Here is a 25,158-nt window from a genome sequence, read left to right as displayed (position 1 = left end):
ACACACCCTCCTAGCTCGTTAGGATATATGGTGTGTCCTCAAAAGTGAAGATAGCTCAGTTTTATCCCTTTCATCCCCTTCATCCCTGTTAATTGCCGCTTGCCTTTGTTTTCCGAGCTCCGGCGCAGGTGACCCGAGGTGATACCCCTGGGCGTAGTCGATGCCCACGCTCTGCACCGCCTCCAGGATCTCCTGCGATTCGATGTACTCGGCGATGGTGCTGATGTTGAACTCCTTGGCGAGGATGGCGAGCGTCTTCACGAAAGCCATATCCCGGTAATCGTTGAGCATGTTCCTCACGAAGACCCCTTCGATCTTCACGAAATCGATGGGGAACTGCCGGATGTACTGGAACGAGGAGAAGCCCGAGCCGAAATCGTCGATTGCGAACTTGAACCCCTGGGATTTGAGGTCATAGACGAACTTCTCGAGAAGGGTCAGGTTCTTCACCGTCTCCCGCTCGGTCAGCTCGAACACCACCCGGCTGCGGTCGATGCGGTACCGGTCCGCGAGCGTGATGATGTTGGGAAGGAACTCGTTCAGGATCATAGACTTCGGGGAGAGGTTCACGAACAGGTTTCCCTGGTATCCCTGCTCCTGGACCATGGCGAAGGTCTTCTCCAGGAGGATCGCGTCCAGTCTCCCCACGATGCCGAGGCTCTCCGCAGTCTCGATGAAGTCGCTGGCTGCGATCACCTCGCCGTTCATCTCGATGCGGCAGAGCACCTCGCAGCACTCCGGCTTGCCGGGTCCCAGCGCCACGATGGGCTGGAAATACGGCATCACCCTGCGCCCGTCCACCGCCTCCTGCACCATCCTCGCCTTTTCCCCGACCATCCGGAACACCTCGACCACGTCCTCGGCGGTCGGGATGCTGACCCGGTTTTTCCCCTCCCCCTTCGCCTTGTAGGTCATGTTGTCCGCGAACAGGAACAGGTCCTTCTCCGTCACCGCGTGCAGCGGGAACATGGCAAGTCCTATGGAGGCGGTCGCCCTGGCCTTGGCCGCATCCGGGGTGGCCACGTACAGGTCCTCCGTGATGTTCCTGATCCTCGCGGCAACCAGCGCCGCCTGTTCCTCGTCCGCCTCGGGGAGCAGGATCACGAATTCGTCCCCGCCGTAGCGGGCGAAGATGTCCCCCTTGCGCAGCGCCTGCTGGACCGCGGTGGCGAAGGCTCCCAGGTAGCGGTCACCGATGGCGTGCCCCCAGGTGTCGTTTATGTGCTTGAAGTTGTCCAGGTCGATCACGAGCAGCGCGAAGCTGTAGCCGTGCCGGTCGGCCCGGCCGATCTCGTAGGAGATCAGTTCCCAGAACACCCGCTGGTTGAAGAGATTGGTGAGGGGGTCGCGGGTTGCGTAGTATTCCAGGTCCTTGGTGTACTTGTGGATCGCCTTGATCGAGCCGATCACGTTCAAAAGCGTGGTCAGGACGCTGTCGATGACCAGGCTGCGGGTCGAATTCCAGGCAGATTCGGACTGTACCCCGATCCCGACCACACCGCCGATCTGCGGGGAATCGAGGATCAGCGACTTGGTCTGCAGCTCCAGGTCCCCCTGCTCCAGCGCGAGCGGCGTGTGGTCCGATGCCACGTTGTGGATCACCTGCAGCCCCGAACTGGCGGCGAGCCGGGCGTTCTCGCGGCGGATCTTGCGCAGCACCTCCTGCTCCACGTGTTTTTTGGTTGCCTCGCTGGGGTGGGAGCGCCAGAAGATCTCGATGTCGTAGAGTTCCTCGTCCACCTGGAAGATGCAAAACAGCATGTAGGCGTCGACCACCTGGTTGATCTCGAGGAGGAGCGAGGCCACGTGTTCCTTCCAGTCCCGGATCACCTCCGAGGTGATGATGAACTTCTCGAGCATCTGGATCTCGAGCTCCAGGATCTCCTTGTCCACCGACACCGCCCGTATCTTGTCCACCAGCTTGGCCACTTCGGCGAAGATCCGGTCCAGCTCCGTGAAGCCGGGGGCCACGTCGGAAAACTCCAGGCGGGTCAGGTCGCGGATGCTGTTGACCTGGATCACCTTGTCGCCGAGCTCGTTGATGGAAGGGACGACGCGGGCATTGACCTGCCGGGCGATGAAGAGAGCCATCAGCACCGGGATAGGGGAAAGCAAAAGGAAGAGAAAGAACAGTTTGAGGCGCGCCTGCCGCAGCATCGGTTCGATGTCCTGCCGCACCTTGAGCGCGCCGAGGAGCATTCCGGTGCGGGCGTTGCCGTGACAGCGGAGGCAGCTTTGTTCAGCGAAGATGGGGAAGATCGTCTCGACCACCCGCCCCTCGCCCCGCTCGAGGACGCTGCCGCTTCTGAAGACCTGCGCTACGCCCGCGTCCTGGGGAAGCTCGACGTGGCCGTAGAGCGCCTCCACGATCGCGGTGCGATAGAGCTCCACCGAGTGGTTTCCGAGCGCGCCGGAGCCGTTGGGCGTGTTATAGATGCTCAGCAGTTCCCGTCGGGTGACCCCCTTTCCCATCAGCAGGGGAATCGAGTGGCGGAACTGCTGCGCCTGGTCGTAGGCGAGCCTCGTGGCGCCGCGTTTGACGGTGTCGAGGTAAACCAGCGAGGTGATGCCGAGGACCGTAGCGAAGCTTATGAAAGAAACGGCGAGGGACGATGTGAGGATGAAGTTTCTCAGGGAGAGTCGCGAGCCGCGGCCCGGCTCGGCCGAGGTCAGGCAACATGCCTCCTCTGAAACTTCAGACTTTGCTTCGATGGCGATAGGGGATGCGTTTTCCACTTTTAAACAGGACCTTTTTTGTCTTTTTCAAACTCGAAAGCTTTATAGCACGCGTATCCGCGCATAGCAAGAAATTCCTATATTCACGAATCAAGTTAAGCGGATATCCACAAAAATTCGCGTATCATTTCCTGAAATAGTAATCACAGCCTCCTTTGCCACACCCCACCGCCCCTGCCCCAGCGTCCCCCTTGTAAAAAGAGGGACAGGGGGGATTTCTCTTTGGATGCCGGAGGCTCGCACCATGGTGTCCACGCAGCGCCGCACCCGCCCCCGCGTCCCCCCTTGTCAAAGGGGGGCCAGGGGGGATTTGCCTTTGAGTTCCCTAAGCTCCCTTACGGCGTCCTGACCATCCTGGTGAACAGGTAATCGTTTCCCGCCACCGGCGTATGACAGCCGAAGCACTCCGCGACGAAGCCGGCATCCTTGCCGTACGGCTGCAACTTATTTCCGACGAAGCGGGCGAAGCCCCACCCGCCCGTGTCCTTGTACTTCCTGGCGTCCTTCACCATGAACTCGACCTGCACGAAAGCGTCCGGTTCCGTCGCCACCGGGAAGGACGGGTGTTTCTCCGCCTTCCAGGCCACCTTGGCCAGCACGCTCCCGTCCGGAAGCGGTTTTTTTCCGGCCTTCAGGGCCGCCACCGCGGTCTCGTTACCCGTTATGATCCTGATCTGTCCCTTGTCCTCCCGGTAGGAGGGAGCGATCACCTTCCAGGAGAGGTAGTCGGGATACAGCGCGATGCCGTTGGGAGCTACCGGACGATCCGCGGCAGCGACCGAACCTGCTACCGACAGGGCTACGACACAGGCCATCAACATTTTCCTCATAGCGTCCTCCTTCATGCAAGATGATGAACGTTTCCCCTGACACAGGAGAGCAGTCGAACCGGACCCGGCAGACACAGCCGCCTAGCAAACAATAGCAAAAAGTTCCGTATCGTAAAGCAGCCCGTGTTTGAGTTTGCAGGATTGTCTATGTCGTTCATCCTGTCTTTGCGTCTCCGCGCCTTTGCGCCTTTGCGTTGAGCCTTTGAGTATCGCTCAGTTGCTGTGGGCGCCGACGTTGAGCGTATAACCGGCAAAGTGCTAAAATACCGTAAAGATCCACACCTGAAGTCATTGCAGTTGGAAACAAAGGGGGATGAAGACCATGAAGACGACAACCTGTGCCGAACTGAAAGAACTGTTGGCCTCCGGCGCCCTCGTCATCGACGTCATGACGCCCGAGGATTACGCCGCTTGCCACCTGGCAGGCGCACATAACGCCTGCATCTACGAGATGGTGTTTCTTGACCGCATCGCCGAGCTGGTTCCCGAGCGGAACACCGAACTGATCCTGTACGACGCGACCGGGAGCAGGCTCACCGCCGAAGTGGCGCATGATCGCCTGGTCCGGGCGGGATATCGCCATGTCTCCGTTCTCGAAGGCGGACTCGCCGCCCTGAAAGCAGCCGGCCTTCCCGTCGAAACCGGCTCCGCCCCCCGTCCCGGTGCCGCCGTCGCGGACGGCAGCTACACCATCGACACCGAAAAGAGCACCCTGGAATGGATCGGGCGCAACCTGAACAACCGCCATCATGGCACCATCGCCGTGCGAAGTGGCGAACTGGTCATGGACAACGGCAGACTCGCCGCCGGTTCCATCGTGCTGGACATGACCAGCATCGAAAATCGTGACCTGCAGGATCCGTACTGGCGCGATCTCCTGGTCCGGCATCTGAAATCCGAGGACTTCTTCGCCGTCGAGCGTTTCCCCACCGCCTCATTCCGGTTGACCCGCTGGGAGCCCGAAGCCGCCGGACCACCCGAAGCCCCCGATGGGACCGTCATCGGCGAGCTCACCATCAGGGATATTACCCGTCCGGTGGGTTTTCCCGCCATCGTGGCGCCCCAGGAAGACGGCAGCGTCAAGGCCCATGCCCATTTCGACATCGACCGGACCCTTTGGGATGCCGGCTACGGCTCCGGCAAACTCTTCGAGCGGCTAGGCATGCATCTCGTGCACGACCTGGTCACGTTGGAGCTGTTCGTAGTGGCGCAGCGAAAGTGAATGGGGGGAACAAGCAGACGAAGGAATTTACCTTTCTCTGGAGCCCATGACAGTGCAAGGGGATTTTCTGCGAAGGGGATTTTCTGCGAAGGTGGATTTATCAGCGAAGGAGATTGCCACGAAGCGCTGCACATGGCCTGACGTCCCCCCCTTTGCGAAGGGGGGCCAGGGGGGATTTGCCTTACCTGTTACTGCGCATCACCAGTGTCGCTCACCGAAGCATCAGCCTCGTCGCAGCGGATCCCACTGCAGCTGCACGCCTTGCATCCCCCCGCATCACCGCAGGGCCGACGCACCACGTTGTACAGCACGAACAGGATGGTCCCCATGAGCACGGCGGCCATGAGGTTGTTTCCTGCCAACAGGTCGTCAGCCTGGAAAACCCGCCCTCCCACCGCCACCCCTCGCACATCCGAGGCCGCGGCGGCGAGCTTGCCCAGCCCGAGATAAAGGACGGCGCCCAGGACGACGACGGCGCCGGCGTTGATCGCCTTGGTCCCCATGTAATGGCAGGAGAAGACGGCGCGGTTTTCGGCGAGGCAGATGATGGCACCGGTGGCGATGCTGAAGCCGGCGCTGGGGAGCAGGAGATAGTAGACCAGCTCGATGGTGGACTGGTTGAGGACCGCCGTCTCGATCCTTTGGGAAGACGACGTGTAGATGTGCAGCAGATAGATGAGACAGGCGCCGCTTCCGGCGAGGATCGCCGAGGAAAGCATGTGGGCCTGCTTGAGGGCCGCGTGCAGGGCGGCATACAGTGACAACGACAGAGAACGCATCATGGCATCCCTCAACGCCGTCCACCTCACCCCGCGTGCGACGGCTGCAGAACCGCAGGCCCGCTCCGGGCCGCATAGACTTCGATTCTTCGCGTACGGGAATTGCGCGGATGCATCGGCAGGTGCAGGTTCCCTCTCGCCTTGCCGTTAGCGTATACACTATTATCTTTAATAAGTAAACAGCAAAGGTTCAACGCCCACTGCTGTCCGGTTAACGCTCTCCCCCCTCCCCTTGCGGGAGGAGGATAGGGGGGGCTCCCCCTCCCTTGACGGGAGGGGGCAGGGGGGTGGGTGACCTTGCCATGAAAGCATAGGACCTACCCCCAGTTCATTTTGCGACGCCTGTTTGCTGCGCTTGCAGCTTCCAAAGTTGCTACTTGAGCGGCAGGTAGATGTCGGTGACCAGCTCGTGCTCCGCGACGTCCGGAACCAGGTTCAGGTAGTGGAAGAAGATCGGGAAATCCCGCAGCTCCTCCCCGCTTTGGGGAAACCAGTCCCGGCACAGCGGATAGACCGTGTCGCCGATCCGGTCATGGCAGCCGAGGTGGCGCGCCACGGCGCAGCGGCCGGCGGGGATGATGCCGTTCCCTACCCCCTGCGGATTCTCCGGCACCGGTTCCGGCACCGTGCCGCAGATGTCGAAGCGGAACCGCTCCGGCTCGGTCACGGCGGGGTCGTCGTAGACGATGCCGAAGGTAAGCGCCTGTTTCACCGGCGAAAGCCCGCTCTGCTTGCGCCACTCGATGAACTTCAGCGCCGACTCGTCAATCTTCTCCGGTGCGCCCCGGTGGGGCAGCACCGCGATCCTCGTTTCCGGGAACTCCACGATCTTCACTTCCATGTCTTCTCTCCTTTGCATGGGCGGCGGCCGGAAGCGCTCCTTCCAGGGCTGCCATTGGGGGGATTTTCTGAACTGGGAGGGAGACTGGCCGAAGACCTGCTTGAAGGCGCGTGAAAACGCCTCGGGACTCTCGAAGCCCGCATCCAGGGCGATGTCGATGATGCGCTCCTCGCGGCGGTAGCAGAGCCGGTGCGAGGCGTGCTTCAGTCGCATTTGCCGGATGAAGGCCAACACCCCCATGCCGGTGTAGAGCGTGAACTGCCGGTGGAAGTGGAACTTCGAGAAATGCGCCACCCGGCTCAGTCCCTCCACCGTCAACGGCTCGTCCAGGTGCCGCTCTATGTAGCGGACCACCCTGTCGAAGCGCTCCGCATATGCCTGTGCCTTGTCCATGTGCCTGCCGTCCCCTCTCGATTCGCAGGTCATCCTACCCGAGAGTCGCGGAGAAATCCTGACCGGGATTGCTCAATCTGGCGAATATAGCATGCCCCGGCAGCAAGGCGCCAGTCATCGCGAAGCGCAGTTGCGCTTTGGGAGAATCTGAATCAAGCCGACGAAACATCGAAGATGTTGTAGACTAAAGTACCCACAAAAAATGTCGATATAGTTATTTGAGCAGTCTATGAGCAAATATTTTCGATGTGGTGCGACTTCAGGAGGACTTATGGCAAATTTCACCATCGCAAAACGGTTGCTGCTTGGCTTTGGAACCGTTTCATTGCTGCTGTTCATCGTCGTGGGGGCCGGCATGAAAGGGCTTTACAGCAGTGCCGACCAGTTGAGCAACGTCAACCGCATCAGCGGGCTTACCGCCAATGCGGGACAGGTGCTGCTCAACCTGCAGGGGGTCGACGAGGAGATGAAGGGGCTGGTGCTGGCGGAAACCCAGGCAGATCGGGATAAGATCGCTAAACACATGGAGGAACACCGCACAGCGTACCAAAAGGCACTCGACGCGCTGAAAAAAAATACCAAAACGCCCGACGGCAAGAAGCTGGTAGCGGAGTTGGACAGCGCGCTCACAGCCGGCGCGAAGGTGAACGACAAACTGAAGACCATTGCAGCCTCGGGCGACATGGCCGGATTCAAGGCCGCCATTGCCGGTGAGGGTGAGCAGGCCAGGCAGAAATACGTTGCCGCAGCCGAGGCACTGATGGACTACTACGCGAAGCGGACGGATCTGAGGGTCAAGAGCGCGCAAGAAGCAGGTACCGCTGCGATTGCCACCATGCTGATCACAGGGGGCATTGCCCTATTGCTCAGCCTCGGCATCTGTGCCTTTTTATCCTCGGGTATAAAGAGTGCCCTGAAAGAGATGGGCAGCGCCATTGCCGTCATCGCCGAGGGGGATCTCACCCGGCGTGTCAACTACCACGCCAAGGATGAGTTGGGCCAGCTCAGCGATCATATCAATGGTTTCGTTCAGAAGGTCCAGTCGATCATGCAGGATCTCTCCGGCGATGCCACCCGGGTGGCCACCTCGTCCACGCAGTTGCAGGCAACGGCGCAGCAGATGGTGCAGGGGACCGAAGAGATCGTCGCGCAGGCGAATACCGTTGCCACCGCCGGGGAAGAGATGGCGGCGACCTCCAACGACATAGCTCAAAACTGTCACCTTGCCGCTCAAGGCGCACAATGTGCCAACCAGGCGGCCGTTGACGGCGCAGAAGTCGTCGAGGCCACAGTGGCAGTGATGGGAGTGATTGCCGAGCGGGTGCAAGGGGCCGCGAGGACCGTAGAGTCGCTTGGCGAGCGCTCCGATCAGATCGGTGCGATCGTCGGGACCATAGAAGACATCGCCGACCAGACCAACCTGCTCGCGCTCAACGCAGCCATCGAGGCGGCAAGAGCAGGCGAGCAGGGACGTGGATTTGCCGTCGTCGCAGACGAAGTGAGGGCGCTGGCCGAGCGCACCACCCGTGCGACCAGGGAGATATCCGAGATGATCCGCACCATTCAGGGTGAAACCCAGAGTGCGGTTCAAGCCATGGAGGAAGGGAGCAAAGAAGTCGAACGAGGGACGCAGCAGGCATCCCGTTCCGGTCAGGCCCTGGAAGCCATCCTCGAGCAGATACACGCCGTCATGATGCAGGCGAACCAGATTGCCACAGCCGCCGAAGAGCAGACCGCAACAACGAGTGAAATCAGTACCAACATGGTTCAGATAACCGACATAGTGCAGGCGACGGCCAAAGGTGCCGACGAGACCGCCGCCGCCGCGACTGCCCTTGCCTCCATGTCCGTGAGGCTTCAGGAGATGGTCCGCCAGTTCAAAGTCGCCTAGCCCCCTCTATCCCTTATCGCCCTCATCACGTGAAAAAGGCTTCAGCCCCGTTTTTAACGGCGAGGCTGAAGCCTTTTAAAAACTCCTAAGCACCGGTCCCCTTCGTCCTACCGCTGTGACGGCCGGCAATGCTTACGGGAGGGGACTGGCTCCGCCAGGTGCCTGTCCCCTTGCTACCCCTCAAAGATGAAAGGCTCCGTCGGCTCATGTGAGCCAACGAAGCCCGCGATTCAGTCCCAGTTACCGCAACAACAGCACCGCCCCAAGAAGGAGCAGCGCTCCTCCTGAGCACTTTTCGATCCAGTGCGTGTGGCGGTCGAGGCGGGCTCTCACCTTTTCGCTTCCCGCCAAGCGCGCTATCAACAGATCCCAGAAGAAGACGGCCAGGACCATCCACAAACCGTAGCAGGCCTGGATCGCCTGCGGCGTATCGCGGCTCACGATCACGGTGAAGAGGCTTAAGTAGAAGACGGCATTTTTCGGATTGAGGATGGCCGAGAGAAAGCCGGCTGCGAACTGGCTGCGGCGGCTGGTGCCGCGAGGCCTCTCGTCATCCGGGAGCGGTGAGTCGACCGGGCGTTGCGACGGTTTCAGCAGCATGAGCCCGAGATAGAGCAGGTACAGGGCACCGGCCGTTCTGATGGCGGTGAAGAGGAGCGGGGGCTCCTTGATGAAGGCGAAGCCGGTAAGGGCAAGGAGGATGTAGGCGCCGTTTGCCGCGGCGATACCGGCACAAAGCCCCGCGGCACGTGAAGCCCCCTCCCTGACGGAAGTTCCCACGACAAGAAAGAAGTCCGGCCCCGGACTGATCAGGGCCAGAAAATGCGCCGTTGCCAGCGCTACGAACTCGACAAGATACTTTGACACGCAGCCTCCCCATTTTGCCGATTAGTATCTTCCGCTGCCAAATGCCGCACCCTTTGCCAAGGAGACAATGGTAGAAGTCCCCCTTTGCGAAGGGGGATTTAGGGGGATTTGCTTTCGGTAGAGTGGCAAATCCCCCACCCCCCTTGGCAAAAGCGGGAGCGAGGCCGCGGATGATTGTCTAATCCGGATGTTTTGGGCGAGGTTAGCGCGGATCGGGAGGGAAAGTATTGTCGGAAATTGACTTATTTTGCCGGTCTGAGCTGGAACTGGCGGGGAGTTGCGGCGACGAGGCGCCGGAAGGTCTTGTGGAAGTGGCTTTGATCGGCGAACCCCGTCTCCGCCGCGACGCTGGCCGGCGTCATTCCCTCGAGCAGCAGCCGTTTCGCCCTCTCGATGCGGGCGTTTAGCATGAAAGCGTGCGGTGGGAGTCCGACCGCCTGCTTGAAAGTGCGCAGCAGGTGATAGGGGTTGCAACGGAACGTGACGGCGAGTTCCTGCAGCGTGATATTCAGGTCTGCCCGCCGCTCCAGGTACTCCTTGACGTCAGGAACGATCCCATCCCGCTCCTTGGCAGGAGCCGGGAGTTCCCGGTCGCAGGTACTGATAAACAGCTCGCTCGCGAATTGCGTCGCCCGCTCGCTCTTTTCCAAAGGAAGGGCATCGTCGGCCAGAAGTGCCGTGAGTTGGAGGAAGGAGGCGTAGAGGGCTGCGTTCTCCACCAGGAAGTGCGCGGGCGGTATGAAGTCCCCCCGCCTGCCGAAAAGTTCCTCCTGAAGCGAGCGGCACCACGCTGCGTCGAAGAAGGCCATCTGGTAGGAACGCGACCCCCCTTCCGGGGGATTGCAGCTGTGCACCGTTTCGGGAGGGATGACCGCCAGGAGCCCGGGCGACAAGACGCAGGTCTCGTTCCTCACCGTCATCACCGCCTTTCCTTCCGTCACGGCGCCGACGCAGAACTCCCTATGGCAGTGAGCCTTGTAACTCTCCGCGCTCCTCCTGGTGCACCTCACCGCGACGCTCGGCACACTGGCGTCATTCCAGAAGCTATGGGTGGCTTTCATCTCCTGCATCTATTGACCTCAAAGATGTGCAAAAAGAACGGGCGACTGGTCTGAGTGTGTCGGGATTGGGTCGTGCTTCCCGACCGTTATATATAGTTCACGGTCAAGATTCAAGACTTGCCCCCAAGGCCCCCGTTTTTTGGCGCGAGAACTTCAGCTCCCAGGTTTTAAGTACCGTATTCAGAAGATATGCGAATCTTTTTCAAGTTGAGACCTCGCTTCGGAGAGATGTCGCTCGTTTTTGGTGCGAGAACTTTGGTTTTAATGTCTTGTGCGCGACTTTTTGGAGTTGAGACGTCGCCTCGGAGAGATGTCGCTCTTTTTTCGTGCGAGAACTTTGGTTTTAATGTCTTGTGCGCGACGGTTTGGAGTTGAGACGTCGCCTCGGAGAGATCTCGCTCCTTTTCCGTGCGAGAATTTTGGTTTTAATGTTTTGTGCGCGACGTTTTAGAGTTAAGACGTCGCCTCGGAGAGATCTCGCTCTTTTTTCGTGCGAGAATTTTGGTTTTAATGTTTTATGCGCGACTTTTTGAAGTTGAGACGTCGCCTCGGAGAGATCTCGCTCCTTTTCCGTGCGAGAATTTTAGTTTTAATGTCGTGTGCGCGACTTTTTGAAGTTGAGACGTCGCCTCGAAGAGATCTCGCTCCTTTTCCGTGCGAGAATTTTTGGTTTTAATGTCTTGTGCGCGACTTTGAAGTTAAGCCGTCGCCTCGGAGAGATTTCGCCACGAAGTGGCCTATCTTCGCAATAGAGGACACGTTAGAAACCCTTATGCTGCCATCTTCAACTCCTGCTGCTCGAACTCTTCTGGGGAGCAATAGCCGATGGCAGAGTGTAGCCTCTTGCGATTGTAAAAACCTTCGATGTAGCAAAAGATCCGGCTTTGCGCCTCCTGCCGGGTTTTGAAGGAGCAGTGGTAAACCAATTCTCTCTTCAGTGTCGAGAAGAATGTCTCCGTCACAGCGTTGTCGTAGCAGCATCCGGTGCCGCTCATGCTTTGTACGCCGCCAGCTTTGCTGATCGTGGTACCGAAGCGCTTACTGCAGTACTGCGAACCGCGATCGCTGTGGAAGATGAAGCCAGCTCCTGGCCGACGCTTCACCGCTGCATTGGCAAAAGCCGTTACAACCAGGTCGTCTGTCATTCGGTCGCTCATGCTCCAGCCAACGATCCGGCGGGAGAAGAGATCCAGCACGACTGCCAGGTACAACCAGCCCTGGGCAGTCTCGATGTACGTGATGTCACCAGTCCAAACCTGATTAGGGGCTGGAGCAGAGAAATTCCGCTGTAAAAGGTTTGGCGCGACAGGACGTTTGTGATCCGAGTTCGTGGTGACTTTGAATCGCCGCTTAGTCTTCACTCGCAGATCATTTTCACGCATCAGGCGCCAGACGCGGTTCTTTCCGACGTACTTTTGTTGCTTTTGCAGCTCTTTGACTACTCGTACTGCACCGTACGTCTTGTCGCTGTCGTGAAAGGCTTTTTTGATAGCTGGTAGCAGTGCCTGGTCTTCACGCTGCCGCTTGGTTACCCGGCCGGCTGCATGGGCGTAGTACCAACTCCGAGTCACTCCAAGAACTCGGCACATCTCCTGAACTCCGAATTCGGAGCGGTGCTCGGTTATGAACCCGAATATCGATTCGGATCCGTCGAGAAGATGGCCACTGCTTTTTTTAGGATTTCACGCTCGCGCAGTAGCCTCTCGTTCTCTTTACGCAGGTGCTTCAGTTCGGCTTCAACTGATGCATGCTTAACTTTTACAGGATCTTGTTGGTCCCGATGTTTCTGGACCCACCCTTTGAGAACCCCATGGGTGATCCCTAGGCTGCTCTCTACCTCACGGATGGTACGGCCTTCATCAATGACTAACTTGATCGCTTCTCGTTTAAACTCTGAATCGTACTTGCGATTCGATCTCATGACACACCCTCCTAGCTCGTTAGGATATATGGTGTGTCCTCAAAAGTGAAGATAGCTCAAAGTGATGCCGGAGAACTCGAGTTCCCCCCTTTGCGAAGGGGGGGCAGGGGGGATTTGTTTTTGGTGGCTCTTTTGGGAGGGGATTGCCTTTCAGAAGGGACTGCAGCTCCGGTCTGCCACAAAAACCGGCAGACCGAAGCGAAGGAAAGTGAAATGTGTTTACAACACGATGATCGAAACAGCCTGCGACCACGGCCCCGGCCCTTCCGGCCCATCGGTTCTCATCCTGACGTAGTACCTGTTGGCCGGTTCGAGGTTCTTGAGGATGATCTTTGCGCAACTGGCGTGGTGACCACCAGGGTTGTACCAGCTTGCTTCAGAAGTCGGTTCGCCTTTGCAGAGATTGATCAGGTACGGCCCGCCACCCCGCACATGGGTCCCTTGGATGACAACCCAACCCGATTCGCCTCTCACATGTTTCACTTCGAGACGAATCGGCACGTTTTGGTGGGAGGAATTCGCCTTGCGGGAATTCTTGTGGGCTGTTTCCTTCGGCGGTAGTGTCAAAGAATGGAGGAGGGTCGGGTCCCTCCTGTTGATCGCTATGCTCTTCATGTAACAAACCGAGCCGACCACATCGAGCTCGCAAAAATCCCGTCTTTGCTGTCGCTGATCCCTGAGCAGGACGTCTCCCCGGTCGGCGCCGATGCTTAGCTGTTTCATGACTGCCACATGCTCCCTCAAGACATCCCCGGTACAGGCGTGTTTGGGACGGTTTTCATTGTAGAGTGCATTAGCATCCAGGGCATCGGCAAGATCGGAAACGGTGATAAATAACTGGGGGAAAGTCTGCTTTCGGAGATTGACTTCGACCGAATCGTACTCCTCTACTAACATAGTAGCCTCCCGCGTAAAAAGATTGGAATGTTTTAACATTTCCCAATATAGCAGAGGTTGAAATTCCGTCAAGCCCTGGAGCAATCTCTTATCCCGCCTCCTCCCAAAAACGAAAAAAAGGCTCCGATCAGCTCATAACAAGCCAACCGAAGGATTTCAGGGGGTATCCCCCTTACTTTCGGCGAAAAGGCCGCCGTATGCGCGCCAACCGGTCGCTACAACGCGAGAGCAGCCTTACCGATCTATTTCCAGTCTCGCTCCTGCTACCCGTGGGACGGTGTGTACATTGAAACGACAAAAGGCTCCGCCGGCGTATTGCCGGTGGAGCCTTTGAAGTTGTGGAGGCGGCGGGAATCTCACTCTACATGATTATTTTGAAATCATTCAGGAAATATTATCATGAAGAACGTTGTTAATATTTTGATTTTTAACTACACAAAGTTCGCAACGGCTAGCCTTGCGAAAGTCAAAATATCAACAACGTCCCCCTCTGTATCCCTCTCTGTACCCTCTGTACCCGTGTGAAGTAAGGACCGGTTCAGGTCTTCGAACTTTCACCTCTTTAAACTGACCAACCAAGTATATTGGCTACTTTTTAATATATTTCGCGATGGTTTTGTCTATATATGCGCTTTTAATACCGGCCTCTTTCATGATCCCCTTAAAGGTATCTTCTGAGTCCGCACGATAACTTTCTGCAAAGGAGGTGTAGATGTATCTGAGGTTTGATTCAGCACCTTCACCTTCCTCAAGTGCAGGCTTACAACGCCTGAGGATGTCGATTAACTCGTCTCGCTTTACTAAGTTTGTACCATATCTACGTCCCCATTCATCGCCCATGACGCTGAAGGCCAGCGAATAAAATTTAGTCTTGATTACGTCAGGCTCCGGCATTTGAACTGCATTCAATATCGGGTCCAGTATGTAGGAGGTGCCGCCTTGTGTGAGCTGAATCCCCCGATTTCTGTTGTTCTTGTTATACTTTTGCGTCATAAAGTTATATTTTTCCGAATATTTATCCGAAAATTTATTGATGAATATTTCTCTATCTGCTTGAGAACCTTCTGAAATCAAAACGATGAATACGTCAATCCCTTGTTTGAGTAAATCTTCCCACTGATGTTCAAAGACATCTATATTGTTAACAATTTTATTTGAGGTGGTTTCTCCTACTAGTCCCGCAGCCTCTTTTATGTGTGGACCAAGTACCAAGTCAGCTGTTCTGTCTTCATATCCCACTCTGAAACCACGTTTAAAAGCCTCTTTCAATTCTGAATGAACATAAAAGTATCCTAATTTATTTTTATCACACAGGGCGAAAATAAAATCCCGGCTGAGGTCATTGTTCAACTGCCCTGATTTCAATTTTTTTTCGGCGAAAGATTTTCCCCATTTTTGACCTGCTTCTTCGTATTTTGGAATCGTTCTTTCCACCGTAACGTTCTGATTTGAATCCATCGTCAACGTGTCAATCCTGCATCCGAGTGACATCAAAGTGAAAACAGCCACAAAAACCACAATCAATTTCTTCATTTGACCCTCCATATTTAAATACAATCAGGCATGGTTCCTCAGTTCTTGTGCAAATTAGGTGATCAACAAATGCTTTGACTCGTTGCAGGTTTTAAGTGGTTAAGCGTGTATACGATAATCAGATGATAGTCAAAGCGGTTCTACTTGGTAAAATGCCGAATGCGCAGCTTCTATCATTGAATGAAAAGCATAACCCTTACTAAAACTAGCAAATTGACAATGCCATCCCAATATCCTAGCAATCATAAATTAAAAAATACTTCATCTGTATACTAGATAAAGCCAGTTCTGTCAACGCTACAGCTTGTTGACAACTGACCCCAAGTCCACCCATAGTCGAAGAATATTTATGAGTGTACCTCCCCCCACTTTGTGTTCAGGTGCGGTGCGATGACAACCATGTCCAGGACCGCTCGAAACCTCACGAGCAGCGAGCCTTTCCCGGTGCAGCAGGCCGAAACCCAGAATATCAACAACGTCCCCCTACCTCTCTTCATCTTCCTCCCCAAAACGAAAAAAGGCTACGATCGGCTCATAACGAGCCAACCGAAGCCAGAACGTCCCCTGATCACCGTGTGCGCCAACCGGTCGCTACAACACGAGAGCAGCCTTACCGATCTATTTCCAGTCTCGCTCCCGCTACCCGTGGGACGGTGTGTACATTGAAACAACAAAAGGCTCCGCCGGCGTATTGCCGGTGGAGCCTTTGCAGCTGCTGCGCAGGATTTCAGGGACGTCCCTCTGTCCTTCCCACATTAATAAGTTATATAAGCAACGGACACCCATCTCTGCTTCTATCCCTTGGTCTCGTGGCAATGTTACCTACTGACCACAACTTAAGATAGAGTTTGACACTGCAAGCCGCCAAGTGTATGAGTGTGTATTAGTGAAGGAATTGGTAAAATTTTTAATTTAATTAAACCAATAATAAAAATATACCTGGCGATGAGTCGCTTCACATAAGGAGGGGGGCATGTTTGGACTGCTTGTTTGTGTGATACTTATTGTTGCGGCATTCTTTACCTTTAATAAGTTTGTTGACAAAAAGACAAGAGCAAACGTAGGCAGTTTGGCCAAAATTGCCTTCGGAATGATCATTCTGCTAGTCGTGCTGATGGTTTTTATTGGAATATCATCAAAATAAATAAGGAGGGCGTAGTATGTCGATATTGAAAAGAATGTCGTTGTCAGCTTCGATTCTCACGTTTGCAGTTCCTGCTTATGCTGGATTTGGCGATGATTCAGGAAATTTTGGTGCTACACTGCTGATATTTGCAGGGTTGTTTATACTGTTCATGCTGCTGATTAGAGAAGTTAACTGCTGGTATTGGAAGATAAATCAACGAATCGAATTGATGGAGCAGTCATTATCAATACAAAAAGATATCCGTAGCATGCTGCGAAATTTGCAAGAAGTGCCGTCTACAGTGGACACCATGTCAAGTGTGGCGGAAGCAGACGAAATTGAGGCGCGCAAACAAAGGGTTCGTGGTCTTAAAGACCGTAACGTCTGCCCCTCTTGTTTCAAAGACTACTCCAAATATATCCTAACCTGCGAATCCTGTGGGATTCAGTTAGAGCAATCAGCAAGTTGAGCAGGAAGCGACTATGGTCGTGGCGCTGACCTGTCAGGAGCATGGGGCTAAAGCGGCACGAGGGTAACCTTTCAGGCCACTTTCCCGTCTCGCGGTTACGCCGCGGACTCAGCCCCAGTGCAAGTGTCACGTATAGGGGGACATTCTATAATTCGCCTGTCAACTGAATAAGCTGTTCTTTTAAAATTGGATACTTATCCTTCACCGCGTAGTGCGGACGCACGTCTCCCCTGCTTCATAATTGGCGAGAGAGTCTCACTACGGCGAACCACGAGCTTAATCGTTACTGATATCCGACGTACCCCGCCCGCGTGCGGTACGGGGGCGTCCATCATTCCTTATCCAAGCTTCGAGATTCAGTGAGACGCCCGGTATTGTCCCTCCCGAGGTCATAGCCTCAACGTTGGTAAAAGGGCTCTTCTCGCCGACTGCCTGCTCCTAGTATCATGCCTCGAAGCAGGAAGCTTTAAATTGTTCTTTGGTCTTCATAAGGGTCCAAGCCACAACCAGAAATTTCGCAGCCAGTTTTACCTTCATCTTGAGTTTAATACCTCGTTCAAACTCACGACCTTTGAGGAGACGGCTGAAGTAATTCCTGATGTCAGGGTTCAGTGTCGAGGCGACCATGGCAGCCTGCACCAGGGCGTACCGAAGCGCTGCTTTTCCTTGCTTGGAGATCACCGGCTTGGCGGTATCGCTACTCTTGCCGCTACGCTCGGCACTTAGATCAAGTCCTGCCGTTCGCAAAACCTGCTTGCGGTTCTCAAAGCGGAAGGGATCACCGATGGCAGCAAGAACCATTGTCGAGACTATGGGGCCAAAGCCAGGAATGGACAGAAGACTTTGATACTCAGGGAATTGTTTCGCTACCGTTTCCATCCGGTGTTCGTTGTCTTTGACCATTGTTCTGACTGCTTTCAGCTTAGCCACCAAGCTTTGGGCCTCCCAACGGGCCGCAGCATGCACTTGGCATCCTGCAGACTCGTTCGCGATCTTCCAAAGCTCATGTAGACGTTTTTCCTGTAGTGGGCTGACGGCTTTCTTTGTGATCCGCTTCAGGAATACGTCGAAATCGAGCTTTGCGATCTCTCGCGGATCAAGGCAATGTTGAGCTATAGATAGAACAAGATCATCCGGCTGTCCTGCATGGGTGTAGAGCTTGTCCAGTTCAGGGAAGTACTGTGCGAAGACGTTGTTCCTCAGTCGCATTCGTAGAGCGTGCTCCTCTTTCTTCAGCCTGGATCGGAAGGAGATGAGGCTTCTCAGCTCCATCAGGTGCTCTTGCGGTATGTCGTAAAACAGGCATCGACTCTGCCCAACAAGATCCGCAACGTTGGCGGCGTCTTTTTTGTCGTTCTTGTCCCAGCGGCCGTCGAGAAGCGCGCGGTTTTTCGCGACAGCGACATTGGAGACATAGACTACATGCTCTTGATTGCGGATTAGGTATTCCGCCAGAGGCTTGTGATAGGAGGCTGTAGGTTCAAGTCCGTAAAGAATTTCGCCCAGTCCGTTCTGCGCGAGTAGGAGTCTCGCAAGGCTTCTCAGGTTCTCAAAGCCTTTTATGCTATTGTCAAAGACCAGGTTCTTGTAGAGAGTTCTTCCATTTGGGGTGCCGAAAAAGGCGTGATGCTTGTCTTTCGCAACGTCGATTCCAACAAGTAAGAATTTTTCGGAACCTCTGACTGATGACTTTATATGCCTGAAGAGGTCAAGGCGATCTACAGCGCAGTCCATGTTGTTCCTCCTGTTAGTAGATAGTGTGGATATCCAATAACAGGCGGAGGGGAAATTAACAAGACTGGTATGACGAGGACTTTCCGCGTAACTTCAGCGGGTTAGCAAAGGCCATAGGTCTTATATAACGTAGGTAGTTTATGTACAATATTGCTTAATAAGCTTCATAAGCTACCTACGTCCCCTCGTCCCCCTAAGAGGCATGATATGTTACATAGATCACCTCCCCGCCCCCTGCTCTACCCCCAAATCCACCCCCACATCAAGCAGCGCTATCTCTTAAGGCCATATTTAACCTTAAAATCTTTCACCCACTCAGACGTCCCTGTCTCCTCTATCGCATGAACCACCTCTTGGATCGTGATGCTCACGATTCGGTGCCGGAGCTTCTCAGGAACCAGATCACAAAGAAAGGGCATAAGCCCTCTTTTGATTTTTTCATCCTTGCTCGTACAGAAGAAGGTGGGACTGCGCTCGTCGCTTAGCAAAACAAATGTCCCGCTCATTTCCAAGGCAAAAAGGACTTCTCTAAAAAACTGGTAGTGACTGGCGAATATGCATGTTTTTTCGCTACCGAGCGGGCCATCCAAGAAACCATTCTTTTCCAACAGAGTCCAATATTTCCGACCAATGTGATGCAGATAACATTGATGAAAATCGCCGACAGGGCTTCGTCCCTCGCAATCACCATTCTTGAAGACAGAGCAGGCGCCGAACTCCTTCTCAACCAGCTTACTTTCGATGAAGATCTTTGGCTCTCCCGCCGAATCCTGAATCATGAAATCGATAGATGTCGGCTGCCCGCTGTCTTCATTGAAAATATCGCGGTTCTCGTACTCGAATTTCCCTTCAGCATCTTCACCCGGCCAGATGACCCCATGAGACTCCAGCACCTTGCGCAGCGGGTCAAGATTATTGTCAACAACGAGAGGTCCAAGTAGGTTGAAAAGGAGAGCCTGACTGCTCAGGCCGTGGTGGACATATTTGTGGAGGGGAAAGCCTTTGTTACCTTTGCGCTCTAGTCGATCACTCTTGATAAAAGTGACGACCTTCTGATCAATAATGTTGTGGTGCCAGTTGTCATAAGTATCGAGGCAGTAGGGATATTTATCATGCTTTGGATACCCCTTCGACGTGAACCAGGCTTTGGCCGTCTCGCGAAGTGATTTTTCGAAATCAGCATGCCGTGGATACGGCCAAGTACGGGAACGTGCCCTGCTGTTTTTCTCTTGATCGTTGGTCATATAAAAACGTCCTTTTACAACAAAGTGGTGCCGGCGTCAGGAACAAGACCGGTCATCCCGAAAATCTACCCTATGCATGTGTATGAGGGGACGCAGCTAACATTAATGTTGGGGGAATCTGGGGTCAGGCTTGCAAAGTTGCAATCTGGTTGACTCTCGATCACTAACTTTGCAACAATGCAAGCCTGACCCCGGCTTTCCCCGATCTGTGGGGCTGGTGCACCTGCCTGGTTGGGACTTCCGTTTCTCGCTCAACAGGTATCAAATGAACGGTCCCCACTGCTCCTAATCCGGGAATTGTTTGAGCATTGCTATACGCTTCTTGGTGAGCCACGTCCGCCAACTCTCTTCGGTAACCTGCGGATACTTCTGGCGACCGAATGCGACCCAGGCTTCCCGATACTTTAACCAGGCCCTCTGCGTGTGTTTGATATCCGACTGCATCACGCTTCCCGAATCGAAGTCTTTCTTGCTTTGAATCTTGCCGTATACCGTGTTCAGCTCCCGGTCCGTGTTTATAAATTCGGCGTGGGTGTAGCGCGGCAGTTTCCCTTTTTCGAACTGAACAACGGCGTTGACAAATTCCTTCGAAAGTGTAGATTCCTCCTCGATCTGGAGGGCAGCTCTGGCGGTGCCGGTTGTATCCACTTCGTTTCTTACGTGCGCTTCTGAAAATTTATCGAAGGACTGCTTTAAGAGGGCGAACTCCTGTTTATCCTTTTCGCCCCACTTCGCTAGGATGCCGTCAAGGTTGCGTTTGCGTTTGGCGTCCGCAAATCGTTGCTCACGTCCGGCGCAGTGTCCCTGCATGTACCCGCTCGTGATGTCGTCGCAGAGATCGAACGCCTTGCCTCCCTTGGTCTTTTTCAGGTCCAGAAGGTGCTGAATTCGATACTCCATCTCGGCAGGGGCTCCGTCGAGTTTGCAAGCGAATTTTATGGCGAAATCGGGATTCTTCTTCACTCCGTTACCGTTTGCGTAGATCATCATGAGGATCGCCGATCCCCCAAAAACGATGTCGTCTCCTCGGTCTATCTCAAGGTAGGCACAGTGGCGAGCTTTCGTCGGATCAGGCGTGATATCAAAGCCGTAATAGAGGTTCGCCGATTCGCATTTGTCGAGAGATTTTGCGGCTTCCGCGTCAGGTCGATCTTTGACGGGCAACTGCATCTTTTCCACCTTTTTGCACACGCCCTCCCACCTATTGACATCGCCAAAGCTTTGGACGGGGAACATCAAGAACAAGAGTGAGAAAAATACTCCCTTTATCTTCAGAAGGATCGCACGCTGATGAATGGCTTGAACATATTTCATTTCTTCTCCAACGCCTTCAGGCAGAGCGGCGGAGCGGGCAAGCTTTTATAGGCTTCCACCAACTCTAATCGTCTGCTTAGTCCGCTCCAGCCGTCTGGTTGTGCGTCACTTCCGCGTCAGCATTTCAAACGCAATATAGTCATGGGGGACGTTGTTGGTATTTTGATTTTTGAACAAATTCTCGAACGCAGCAGCTAGCCAGCGAAAGTCAAAATATCAACAACGGCCCCCTCTGTTCCGTCAGTTTTTTATCTACTTCTACAAATTGCGGAGTGTATCTTCCGTATTACGGGCACTTATCGGCACGCAACCTATATATTTCTAATTTCTCGAATGGACTCGGCTTCCATCCCATGATCTCGTTTTCATATTTCTGAACCATGCTGTCGGAAACAAGGGTTTTGTGTGGAATCTCGAAAGATTGTTCACTGAACCGATTTATGACATTGTAATCAAGCTCAATGCCTTCTTCGCCTCGATAACTTTCAAAAATTGCATACCTTTTTGGACTTTTCCCAGCTTCTTTTTTAAGATGTTTACTCTGTTCTGAAGTTAATCTGAAAATGTACGGTGTATATCTGTTGTCCCTGCATCGGTAATACAACTCGATTTGCTTCTTCTGTTCGGCTGTAAGAGTAAGGACAGTCACTTTTCCCTCTGGGAATCTCCCTGCCTTAAACATGTATCCGTCAGCATAAGCATTAGCGCCGGCGAGTAAAATAAATATGGCTATAAGTTTCTGCATGGCATTCATTCGTATCCTCGGCCAACGGACCCAACGGGACGCACATAAGATCATAAGTTTCCTTCCACCAGGTTCTGTAATTGCCATCCTTTTCCCTCTGCCAAACGCTCACCGCGCTCAACAGATTGAGTGACTGCTGATACGAGCCCGTCTCGGCATAACTGCCCACGTCACAGCGAGAATCTTATGATCTTATGTGCGTCCCCTTGCCTTTCTCTTACTCCTGCTAAGGATCGGCCTGGCTCCGCAGCTGAAGCATTGCTGCATCAAGTATGGCGTTCCATTCCTTCAATTGATCGTCCGTCAAAAGTGACAGGTCGGCTGCTTGCATTTCTTCGGGGACAGTGCCTGCCCAATCGCTGACATGGCGCCTCATAAATTTGAACTTGGCCTGCTGAAAGGTGAGTCCGGTAAGTTCCATGATCCGCGTGATGCTTTCGGTATGGTTGTATTGATCAGGTGTCGGCGCCTCACTCCATCCCTCGAATCCGTTGACGATTTCGTAGGTGCACGAATGGCAGACGGGAGCCTGTAACAGATCACTCCAACAAAAATCGTCCTCATCATCCTGATGCTCAGGACATAGAGGGCACCTATACCCCTTCGGTACCGAGATCATTATTTGACCAGATATCTGCGCTCAAGCCACAACTTCCAGGCATCAAACTCCGCATTGCCATGTATCGAGGAGATGAATTTTTCAAACGTGCAACCAAAGACGTGCTCCCTCCCGTTTGTGCTCAGCAGGGATCTGTACTTACCCAGCGCGTTGTGAAAATGCTCATTGCCGTCGGGAAACAGCGTGATGGAATAGAACTCGTCAAGATCGCCATGCTTCACCATGGACAGGCCAAGTAAATGGGTTCTCCATATCTGGCGCAGTTCATCGGTCCCGAAGATGTCATCGTCGGGATCAATGAATTCACCTGACCAACGCGCAGTCTCCCAGTAAAGAGAATCTTTGTTCTCGACATTGACCTTCTCAGTTATCCCGATCCGATACGACTGTTCGGTATACTTGACCTCGATGCCGATCCCACACTTCGCCCCACCTGGCTTCATCACTTCAAGGTATGCATCAAATGCGGTCCCGTCACCCAGATAGGGGCGAACCGATTTATCCGGAGCGAACTCGATGTGAATGTTCGACACAGTGTCACATGCTATTCCAAACGCATCGAAGATAATACCGGCCGCTGCCAACCGGTCACAATCGAGCGGAGCCAGCATGTTGAAGGGGATATGCTCGCTTCGCAGCATGTCCGCATCTCGCTTTTTGGAATAGCCTGGATATTTTCTCCGAAGAACCTCACGCGAGTTTAAATGGGCATAATAGTTCAGCAGTTCCCGGGCATCATGCTCATTCAACCGGTTACCATATTCGTCATCTGCCACCTTTAGCACTTCTGCCCGGTATCGCGATTGATGCAGTCGTGCTGCCGCCTTGAATGGGTCGTCCAAATGGTACTGATTGCCTAGTTTCATTGAATCTATCTCCGGGTTAAAGGTTACACGGGCTAAAGTGTGTTAGGGGGACGTCCCTCTGCCCTTTTACCAAACCGTACTCCCCTTAAAAACCGCTCCGCCGTCAGTCACGGCAACAAGAGTCGATCCGTTAATGGCGATGGACGTGAAGTCCCCGGTGTGAGTGGCCGGAATATTCACCAAACTCCAAGAACTGCCTCGATTCAAGGTTTTGTAGAGAGCGCCGCGTGTACCTGCATAGATGGCATGCATGTCGGGATCTATCGCTAGCGAAGTCACGGGATATACCATGGAACTGGGACCTTTGAAGGTCCAAGAGTCCCCTCCGTCGGTGGAGGCGTACACTCCGCCGTAACCTCCGGCATAAACGCATTGCGTGTTGGCGGGATCTATCGCCAGGGAATAGACCATCTTGGAAAACGGCATGCCTGAGTTCTTAGCGACCCAAGTGGCGCCACCATCGGTCGACTTGAACACCCCGTCGTAGGAGCCCGCATATACAACACCGCTGTGTGCAGGATCGACGGCGAGGGCATAAACATAACCAGTCAGGCCTCCGGCTGTCGCCCAGGAACCGCCACCGTCGGAGGATTTGAAGACGCCATTACTCGATCCCACATATATCGCCCCATCTGCCGGATCAACGGCCAAAGACGCGGTGTTGGGATAATAGGTGGTGGGGATACCTGGATAAGTGATGCCCAGTCCGTCGTTAGCGGCGCTCCACGAGTCGCCGCCATCGACGGACTTGAAGACTCCCCCGAAAAGTATCCCTGCATACAAGGTCTGCGCATTGCGCGGATCAAGTGCAAGGTTGTTTACAGAGCCTGTCTGTCCACCGTTAGCCAAGCTCCACGACCCTCCGCCGTCGGTTGAACTGAATACGCCGTCCCATGTCCCGACAAAAATGCGCTGCGTGCCGGCAGCCCCGGAAATGACTGCCGCCTTGATGACGGCGGCAGCAAAGCCGGTATTGGCGGCGGTCCACGATACTCCGCCATCGATGGATTTGAAAACGCCGGCGCTGGTCCCCACATACATCGTCTGGCTGTCGGCGGGATCGACAGCAAGCGCGCGCGTCTCCACTCCAGCAAGGGGTGTCCCGAGGACATTCCAGTGAACACCGCCGTCGGTGGAGCTGGTGAGTTTGTCGCCAGTGGCAGCGTACAGGGTCTGGCCGTTGTTGCTGAATGCCGCGGCCAAAACAACTGCTCCGGACACGCTTCCCCAGGTACCGCCACCGTCAGTGGATTTGAAGACCCCTCCACCGGTGCAGGCGTAAACGACGCTGTTGTTGCGGGCGTCGATCACTATTGACCGAACGTATCCCGTGGCAATCTTCACGGTCTGCCAGGTGAGGCCGCCGTCGCTCGACTTCAAGACCCCGATATCGGCTGCAGTTGCACCTGACTCGGATCCATATAAGTTGGCTGTCCCCGCATAGATAACCTGACTGTTGGTGGGATCGACTGTCAAAGCCGGAAAGGAAAGGCCGCTATATACGCAACTCCAGCTCGCACCGGCATTCGAGGACTTGTAGATACCGCTGCCGCTACCGACGAAGACGTTGCGGCGATCGGCGCTGTCGATGGCAATGGAAACGATCGATCCTGGGAAAGTGTACTGTGACAGGCCGGAATTAGCTGCGAACCACGACGAGGCCGCGTTGGTGGACTTATAGAGCCCGGCAGAGGTGCCGGCATAGACCGTCCGACTGTCGGTCGGATCAATGGCGATGCAGTATACCTGCAACTCTGGCAACCCGGTGTTCACTCTGGTCCAGGAGGCGCCACCATTGGTGGACCTGAACACCCCGCCGTTGTTGGTGGCTGCATAAACAGTGAGATGTGAAGAGGGGTCCACGGCTAGAGCATTTACGGCTCCCCCCTCAGGCCCGTTCACCTGCTGCCAGGTGGTAGTACCCAGCGTTACCGACGGGGTTCCTCCCCCGCCCCCGCCGCACCCGGAGAGAGCCACAGTCAGGGCACAACACAAGACCACCACCACATAAATGTAACGACTCAAACTTCCCCCCCGCCTCATTCAATTGCGCCCTCTGCCACCCAATAA

Annotated in this window: 21 protein-coding genes; 4 read left to right on the top strand and 17 right to left on the bottom strand. The window is 54.6% G+C overall.

Translation table 11 applies throughout. From position 1 onward, the window contains the following. Positions 1 to 18: 18 nt before the first annotated feature. Together KP004_RS05765 and KP004_RS05760 are read right to left on the bottom strand one after the other, a co-directional pair. Complete coding sequence (locus tag KP004_RS05765; RefSeq protein WP_216801411.1) at positions 19 to 2,736, bottom strand: putative bifunctional diguanylate cyclase/phosphodiesterase; 2,718 nt, start codon at positions 2,734 to 2,736, stop codon at positions 19 to 21. A 335-nt stretch (positions 2,737 to 3,071) separates the two neighbouring features. Further along, positions 3,072 to 3,566, bottom strand: a complete 495-nt coding sequence (locus KP004_RS05760; RefSeq protein WP_216801410.1) for a cytochrome P460 family protein — start codon at positions 3,564 to 3,566, stop codon at positions 3,072 to 3,074. 322 nt (positions 3,567 to 3,888) lie between these two features. Here KP004_RS05760 and KP004_RS05755 point away from each other — a divergent pair, with 322 nt between their 5' ends. Further along, entirely contained in the window at positions 3,889 to 4,788 is a 900-nt protein-coding gene (locus KP004_RS05755) for a YceI family protein (protein ID WP_216801409.1), read from the top strand. A gap of 188 nt (positions 4,789 to 4,976) precedes the next feature. Here KP004_RS05755 and KP004_RS05750 read toward each other — a convergent pair whose 3' ends face one another. Both KP004_RS05750 and KP004_RS05745 read right to left on the bottom strand, forming a co-directional pair. Further along, a complete protein-coding gene (locus KP004_RS05750; RefSeq protein WP_216801408.1) occupies positions 4,977 to 5,570 on the bottom strand; it encodes a hypothetical protein in 594 nt (197 codons plus the stop codon). Positions 5,571 to 5,940: 370 nt separating this feature from the next. Then, complete coding sequence (locus KP004_RS05745; protein WP_216801407.1) at positions 5,941 to 6,801, bottom strand: AraC family transcriptional regulator; 861 nt, start codon at positions 6,799 to 6,801, stop codon at positions 5,941 to 5,943. A 271-nt stretch (positions 6,802 to 7,072) separates the two neighbouring features. Between KP004_RS05745 and KP004_RS05740 the strand changes: the two genes are divergently transcribed. Beyond that, on the top strand, positions 7,073 to 8,692 hold the full coding sequence (locus KP004_RS05740) for a methyl-accepting chemotaxis protein (RefSeq protein WP_216801406.1): 1,620 nt from the start codon (positions 7,073 to 7,075) through the stop codon (positions 8,690 to 8,692). Between the two features lie 240 nt (positions 8,693 to 8,932). Here KP004_RS05740 and KP004_RS05735 read toward each other — a convergent pair whose 3' ends face one another. The 6 genes from KP004_RS05735 to KP004_RS05710 form a co-directional block, all read right to left on the bottom strand. After that, complete coding sequence (locus KP004_RS05735) at positions 8,933 to 9,559, bottom strand: LysE family translocator (protein ID WP_216801405.1); 627 nt, start codon at positions 9,557 to 9,559, stop codon at positions 8,933 to 8,935. A 242-nt stretch (positions 9,560 to 9,801) separates the two neighbouring features. After that, entirely contained in the window at positions 9,802 to 10,629 is an 828-nt protein-coding gene (locus KP004_RS05730) for an AraC family transcriptional regulator (RefSeq protein WP_216801404.1), read from the bottom strand. A gap of 761 nt (positions 10,630 to 11,390) precedes the next feature. Then, positions 11,391 to 12,245, bottom strand: coding sequence for an IS3 family transposase (locus KP004_RS05725; protein ID WP_239027033.1), 855 nt, complete (start codon positions 12,243 to 12,245; stop codon positions 11,391 to 11,393). Beyond that, positions 12,242 to 12,541, bottom strand: a complete 300-nt coding sequence (locus KP004_RS05720; RefSeq protein ID WP_216798563.1) for a transposase — start codon at positions 12,539 to 12,541, stop codon at positions 12,242 to 12,244. The genes KP004_RS05725 and KP004_RS05720 overlap by 4 nt, the downstream gene beginning before the upstream one ends. Before the next feature lie 219 nt (positions 12,542 to 12,760). Next, positions 12,761 to 13,438, bottom strand: coding sequence for a hypothetical protein (locus KP004_RS05715; RefSeq protein ID WP_216801403.1), 678 nt, complete (start codon positions 13,436 to 13,438; stop codon positions 12,761 to 12,763). Positions 13,439 to 14,026: 588 nt separating this feature from the next. Continuing rightward, the gene (locus KP004_RS05710) at positions 14,027 to 14,971 is read right to left on the bottom strand and encodes a hypothetical protein (RefSeq protein ID WP_216801402.1); all 945 of its coding nucleotides are present in this window, start codon (positions 14,969 to 14,971) and stop codon (positions 14,027 to 14,029) included. A gap of 973 nt (positions 14,972 to 15,944) precedes the next feature. Between KP004_RS05710 and KP004_RS05705 the strand changes: the two genes are divergently transcribed. Further along, positions 15,945 to 16,115 carry a hypothetical protein gene (locus tag KP004_RS05705; protein ID WP_216801401.1) on the top strand — a complete coding sequence of 57 codons (171 nt, stop codon included), beginning with the start codon at positions 15,945 to 15,947 and terminating at the stop codon, positions 16,113 to 16,115. A 16-nt stretch (positions 16,116 to 16,131) separates the two neighbouring features. Continuing rightward, a complete protein-coding gene (locus KP004_RS05700; protein ID WP_216801400.1) occupies positions 16,132 to 16,566 on the top strand; it encodes a hypothetical protein in 435 nt (144 codons plus the stop codon). 444 nt (positions 16,567 to 17,010) lie between these two features. Here the strand turns inward: KP004_RS05700 and KP004_RS05695 are convergent, their stop codons facing one another. From KP004_RS05695 to KP004_RS05665, 7 genes are all read right to left on the bottom strand, one after another. Next, the gene (locus tag KP004_RS05695; protein ID WP_216801399.1) at positions 17,011 to 18,300 is read right to left on the bottom strand and encodes an IS110 family RNA-guided transposase; all 1,290 of its coding nucleotides are present in this window, start codon (positions 18,298 to 18,300) and stop codon (positions 17,011 to 17,013) included. Positions 18,301 to 18,572: 272 nt separating this feature from the next. Then, positions 18,573 to 19,544: a PGN_0703 family putative restriction endonuclease gene (locus KP004_RS05690; protein WP_216801398.1), complete on the bottom strand. Its 972-nt coding sequence runs from the start codon at positions 19,542 to 19,544 to the stop codon at positions 18,573 to 18,575. Between the two features lie 285 nt (positions 19,545 to 19,829). Beyond that, on the bottom strand, positions 19,830 to 20,858 hold the full coding sequence (locus tag KP004_RS05685; RefSeq protein ID WP_216801397.1) for a lysozyme inhibitor LprI family protein: 1,029 nt from the start codon (positions 20,856 to 20,858) through the stop codon (positions 19,830 to 19,832). Positions 20,859 to 21,144: 286 nt separating this feature from the next. Further along, positions 21,145 to 21,612 (bottom strand): hypothetical protein, encoded by a 468-nt coding sequence (locus KP004_RS05680; protein WP_216801396.1) that lies wholly within the window; start codon positions 21,610 to 21,612, stop codon positions 21,145 to 21,147. A 217-nt stretch (positions 21,613 to 21,829) separates the two neighbouring features. After that, the gene (locus tag KP004_RS05675; protein ID WP_216801395.1) at positions 21,830 to 22,222 is read right to left on the bottom strand and encodes a hypothetical protein; all 393 of its coding nucleotides are present in this window, start codon (positions 22,220 to 22,222) and stop codon (positions 21,830 to 21,832) included. Next, on the bottom strand, positions 22,222 to 23,088 hold the full coding sequence (locus KP004_RS05670) for a PGN_0703 family putative restriction endonuclease (protein ID WP_216801394.1): 867 nt from the start codon (positions 23,086 to 23,088) through the stop codon (positions 22,222 to 22,224). The genes KP004_RS05675 and KP004_RS05670 overlap by 1 nt, the downstream gene beginning before the upstream one ends. Positions 23,089 to 23,154: 66 nt before the next feature. Next, on the bottom strand, positions 23,155 to 25,131 hold the full coding sequence (locus KP004_RS05665; protein ID WP_496197164.1) for a WD40/YVTN/BNR-like repeat-containing protein: 1,977 nt from the start codon (positions 25,129 to 25,131) through the stop codon (positions 23,155 to 23,157). Between the last annotated feature and the right edge of the window lie 27 nt (positions 25,132 to 25,158).

The organism is Geomonas oryzisoli, from assembly GCF_018986915.1.
GTDB classification, from domain to species: Bacteria; Desulfobacterota; Desulfuromonadia; order Geobacterales; family Geobacteraceae; genus Geomonas; species Geomonas oryzisoli.
Note: the sequence above shows the minus strand (reverse complement) of the source record. Positions and strands in the feature narration are given on the sequence as shown.